A 4,376-nucleotide genomic window follows, 5' to 3' on the forward strand; every position below is an offset into this window, starting at 1 on the left:
CCACCCACCGGTGGCGGCCGGCGGGACCCCGACGGGACGGCCATCCGCACCCTCGTCGTCGAGGACGACCCGTTGATCGCCGAGGCCCACACCGGCTACGTCGGCCGGGTGCCCGGTTACACCGTGGTCGGGGTCGCGCACCGGGGCGCCGAGGCGCTGGAGGCGGTCGCCCGCCGGCCGGTGGATCTGGTGCTGCTCGACTTCTACCTGCCGGACATGACGGGGTTGGAGGTCTGCCGGGCCCTGCGCGCCCGGGGCCTGTTGGTGGACGTCATCGCCATCACCTCGGCCAGGGACGTGGACACCGTGCGCTCGATGCTGGTGCACGGAGTGGTGCAGTACCTGCTCAAACCGTTCGGCTTCGCGGCCTTCCGGGAGAAGCTGGAGCGGTACGCCGACTATCGGCGGCACCTGTTGGCGCCCGCCGGGGACACCGCGCAGCAGGACCTGGACCGGGCGTTCGGCGCGCTGCGCGGCAGCATCGGCGGGCCGGTGCCCAAGGGATTGAGCGACAGCACGCTGACCGCCGTCGTCGATCTGCTGCGGCGGATCGAGCCGCGCGGGGTGACCGCCGCCGAGGCGGGCGAGGAGCTGGGCGCGGCCCGGGTCACCGCCCGCCGCTACCTGGAGCACCTGGTCGCGCAGGGCGTCGCGGACCGCACGCCCCGGTACGGCAGCCAGGGACGACCGGAGCACGTCTACAGCTGGGCGCTGGGCCGTGACCGCTCCCCCGGCCCCCCGTGGTCCCCGGACTCCGGAACCTCCCCCGACCGGCCGGGGCCGCCGCGCCCCGCGCCCGACGGAGGGCGTCCGCGGCCGCCCGGCGGCCCCGGGACGATCGGGGAGTCCCCGGCCCTCTGATCCCGTTTCGGGGCCGGGACCGCCTCAGCCGGCAGGGCGCCCGCACCCCGGGCAGAAGGCCGCGCCCTGCGGCAGTTCGGCGGCGCAACCCGCGCACTCCGGCTTCAGCTCCAACCGGTAGCCACAGCCGTGGCAGAACCGGCCGCCCCGGGCCTCGGTGGAACAGCGCGGGCAGACCAGGGTGTGCTCGGTCTCCACGTCCCAGGAGGCGGCCCGGACCTCCCCGACCTCGGAGGCCCGCCGCGACGCCTCACGGTTGAGTCCCTGGTGTCGCGCGACGGACACCTCCGTCGCGGTGTCGGGGGCGCAGCCCAGGCAGAGCCCGAGGCCGGGGTTCCAGCAGGTGCCGCAGAGCTGCCCGACACACTTGGGGCAGCGGTTGAAGTGCTGCTGCGCCGAGTCGATCGCCCGTTGGAACGCCTCGTCCCGTGCCTTGCCCCAGCCCGCGTCGGCGAAGCCGTCGGCCGCGCGACTGACGTGGTGGCCGTTGCCGCCGCCCAGCACCTGGCCGAGCATGCCCGCCCCGCGCCGCAGCCAGTCGGCGGCCCGCCCCGAGGCGTACGGCTCGAACGGTGAGCGCCACGCGTCCCGGCACCGGGTGCAGTGGAACTCGAACTGGAAACCGGCGTCCGCCCCGCTGGAACGGGACAGGTCGCGGTGATTACGACTGAACGAGATCTCGTTCATCACACCCCCATCACTCATCCGGCGCGCACATCTCCGCCACGGCGCACACGGGAAGTTCGCGAAAGTCTACGGGGCGGTTCCCCGTCCGCCCGGGGGTCGGGGGGACGGGTTCCGCATCGGTTCGGTCGGGGTTTCGTCGCCGTTCCGTCGCGACGGGGGCGGCCGGTCGCCTCCCCGGGTCGGGCCGTCGCTCAGAGGTGTTCGGGGAGCAGTGGCTCCGCCGGCCGGGCGTGCACGGCCACCAGGTAGCCGGCGTCCGGCTCGAAGGGCGAACCGTCCCACGTGGAGTACCGGGCGTGCCGCTCCAACCCGGCCGCCGCGCACCACTCGTCGTACTCCCCGGCGCCGAACGGCGCCTCCGCCAGCGGCAGGTGATCCGGGGTCAGGCCCATTCCGGCCACCAGTAGGCCGCCGGGGCGCAGGAGTCGGGCGAGCTGGGCGATCACCGCGACCTCGGTGCCGGGGGCCAGCAGCGGGATGACGTTCCCGGCGGCGACGACCAGGTCGTAACCCGGGGTCAGGCCCACCGCGTCCAGGGCCACCAGGTCGCCGAGGTGCCAGTCGGGGCCGGGGGCGGTGCGGCGGGCGACCGCCAGCATGGCGGGGTCCACGTCCACGCCGGTGCAGGAGTGGCCGAGTTCGGCGAGGCGGGCGGCGACCCGACCGGTGCCGCAGCCGGCGTCCAGGACCCGGGAGCCCCGGGCCAGCAGGGCGTCGCAGAACCGGGCCTCGCCGTGGGGGTCCCCTCCCTCGGCGGCGAGGCGGGCGAATCGGGCGGCGTACTCCTCCGCGTACCGATCGGAGACCGTCGGGGCCCCGGTCACCTCCGCCCAACGGTCCCGGCGTTCGCCGGAGGCGCCTCCCGCGCCCTTCGTGTCGTGCGCGTCGTTCGCGTCGTTCATGTGGCTGCCATCCCCATTCGTCCTCCCGGTCCGTACTCCGTCCCCGCAGGCCCGCCGGCCCCGCCGGCGCGGGGCCGCGCGTCCGCTCCACCGACGCGCGGCCCCGCGGCGGGCGGGCCCCGGCCGCGCTCAGTCCCGGTACCAGGGGTCCGCCACGGTGCCCTCGCGACGCTCCTCGTCCCAGGTGTAGACCTCCCGCCCGCCGATCACGGTGTGCAGCGGCCGGCTCATCACCTCCAGGGGGTCCCCGGACCACACCACCACGTCACCGTCCCGGCCGGGGGTGAGCGCGCCGACCCGGTCGTCCAGGCCCATGATCTCCGCCGGGTTGAGGGTCACCGACCTCAGGGCGGTCCCGCGGTCCAGCCCTTCCTTGACGCAGAGGATGGCCTGGAGGATCAGGAAGTTGATCGGTACCACCGGGTGGTCGGTGGTCAGCGCCAGCTTCACGCCCGCGCGGGCGAGGATGCCGGGATTGGCCAGGGTCCGGTTGCGCAGCTCCACCTTGGAGCGGGTGGTGAACAGCGGACCGGTGATGACCGGGACCTCCCGCCGGGCGATCTCGTCCGCCATCAGGTGCGCCTCGGTGGCGTGGTTGATGATCAGGCGGTACCCGAACTCGTCGGCCAGGCGCAGCGCGGTGGCGGTGTCGTCGGCCCGGTGGGTGTGCTGGCACCAGGGGATCTCCCCGTCCAGCACGCGGACCAGCACCTCCAGGCCGGGGTCGCGGTCGAAGGGCGTGCCCTCGGCGGCGGCGTGCTCGCGGCGGGCCCGGTAGTCCTGCGCGGCGGTGAACGCGTCGCGGATCACGGCGGCCACGCCCTGCCGGGTGGAGGGGAGCTGCTTCTTCTCCCCGTAGACCCGCTTGGGGTTCTCGCCCAGGGCGCTCTTCACGCTGACGGGCTGGCGGACGAGCATGTCGTCCACGGTGCGGCCCCAGTTCTTCACCGCGACGGTCTGGCCGCCGATCGGGTTGCCGGAGCCGGGCTTGACGACGGTGGTGGTGACGCCGCCGGCGAGGGCGTCGGCGAAGCCGGTGTCGGCGGGGTTGATGGCGTCCAGGGCGCGCATCCGGGCGCCGTTGGGGTCGGTCATCTCGTTGGTGTCCTGACCGGCCCAGCCCTCGGCCTCCTCGTGCACTCCGAGGTGACCGTGCGCCTCCACCAGCCCGGGCAGCACCCACTTGCCGGTGGCGTCGATGATCCGCACGCCGTCGGGAACGGTGACCCCGGCGTCGGGGCCGACGGCGGAGATCCGGCCGTTCTCGATGAGGACCGTGCCGCCCTCGATGGGGTCGCCGTCGACGGGGAGCACGTATCCGGAGGTGATCGCGATGTCCATGGGGGGAACCTAGCCCGGGCCCCGGCTCGGGGCCGAGACCCCGGTGCCGGCTCCGAGAGGTGCCGCCCCGGGGCGACGCGGGCCGGTGCGGGGGTTCGGAACGGGCCGGTACGGGTCCCCCGGCCGGGGATCTCAGGCAGGCCGTAGGGTCGGGAACGGCCCGGGGCGGGCCCGCGCGCCGGGGCGCGGGCCCCGGGGAGCGATGGGAGCGGCACATGACCGGATCGGGAAACGGGCCCGTGCCCGGGGCGCACACCGACGGTGTGCTCGCGTACGGGGACGTGAAGCTCGCCGCGGAACGGATCGCGGGGGGCGTGCGGCCGGTGACGTCGGTCCCGGTGGAGGGTCCCGAGGGCGGCCCCATGTCGTTCGCCCTGGAGTACCTCCAGCACACCGGTTCCTTCAAGGCGCGCGGCGCGCTGAACTTCACCACCGCCATGGCGGAGGCTGGTCGGATCCCGGCCGCCGGGATCGTCATCGCCTCGGGCGGGAACGCCGGCCTGGCGTGCGCGTGGGCGGCCGGACGGATCGGCGTGCCGGCGACGGTGTTCGTGCCGGAGTCCGCCCCGGCGGTGAAGGTGGCCC

The 4,376-nt window shown here is 75.1% G+C and carries 5 protein-coding genes; 2 read left to right on the forward strand and 3 right to left on the reverse strand.

What is annotated here, in order from left to right:
• Nucleotides 1-861: response regulator (locus tag FNQ90_RS13910; protein WP_323379953.1), on the forward strand; the 861-nt coding region annotated here is incomplete at its 5' end.
• Nucleotides 862-885: 24 nt separating this feature from the next.
• On the opposite strand, the gene FNQ90_RS13915 is transcribed toward FNQ90_RS13910, so the two are convergent.
• The 3 genes from FNQ90_RS13915 to FNQ90_RS13925 form a co-directional block, all read right to left on the reverse strand.
• Nucleotides 886-1,566 (reverse strand): zinc ribbon domain-containing protein, encoded by a 681-nt coding sequence (locus FNQ90_RS13915; RefSeq protein ID WP_228471153.1) that lies wholly within the window; start codon nucleotides 1,564-1,566, stop codon nucleotides 886-888.
• A gap of 173 nt (nucleotides 1,567-1,739) precedes the next feature.
• On the reverse strand, nucleotides 1,740-2,450 hold the full coding sequence (locus tag FNQ90_RS13920) for a class I SAM-dependent DNA methyltransferase (protein WP_182606671.1): 711 nt from the start codon (nucleotides 2,448-2,450) through the stop codon (nucleotides 1,740-1,742).
• Between the two features lie 129 nt (nucleotides 2,451-2,579).
• Complete coding sequence (locus FNQ90_RS13925; protein ID WP_182606672.1) at nucleotides 2,580-3,791, reverse strand: amidohydrolase; 1,212 nt, start codon at nucleotides 3,789-3,791, stop codon at nucleotides 2,580-2,582.
• A gap of 215 nt (nucleotides 3,792-4,006) precedes the next feature.
• On the opposite strand from FNQ90_RS13925, the gene FNQ90_RS13930 reads away from it, so the two are divergent.
• Nucleotides 4,007-4,376 (forward strand): pyridoxal-phosphate dependent enzyme (locus FNQ90_RS13930; protein WP_182606673.1); only part of this gene is annotated, 370 nt, incomplete at its 3' end.

The sequence above is a fragment of the Streptomyces alkaliphilus genome (genome assembly GCF_014141535.1).
In the GTDB taxonomy this organism is placed as follows: Bacteria; Actinomycetota; Actinomycetes; order Streptomycetales; family Streptomycetaceae; genus Streptomyces; species Streptomyces alkaliphilus.

Bases quoted from the DNA above. Each gene is read 5' to 3' on its own strand.
- FNQ90_RS13915 (WP_228471153.1), bottom strand. From the start codon at position 1,566: ATGAGTGATGGGGGTGTGATGAACGAGATCTCGTTCAGTCGTAATCAC.
- FNQ90_RS13920 (WP_182606671.1), bottom strand. From the start codon at position 2,450: ATGAACGACGCGAACGACGCGCACGACACGAAGGGCGCGGGAGGCGCC.
- FNQ90_RS13925 (WP_182606672.1), bottom strand. From the start codon at position 3,791: ATGGACATCGCGATCACCTCCGGATACGTGCTCCCCGTCGACGGCGAC.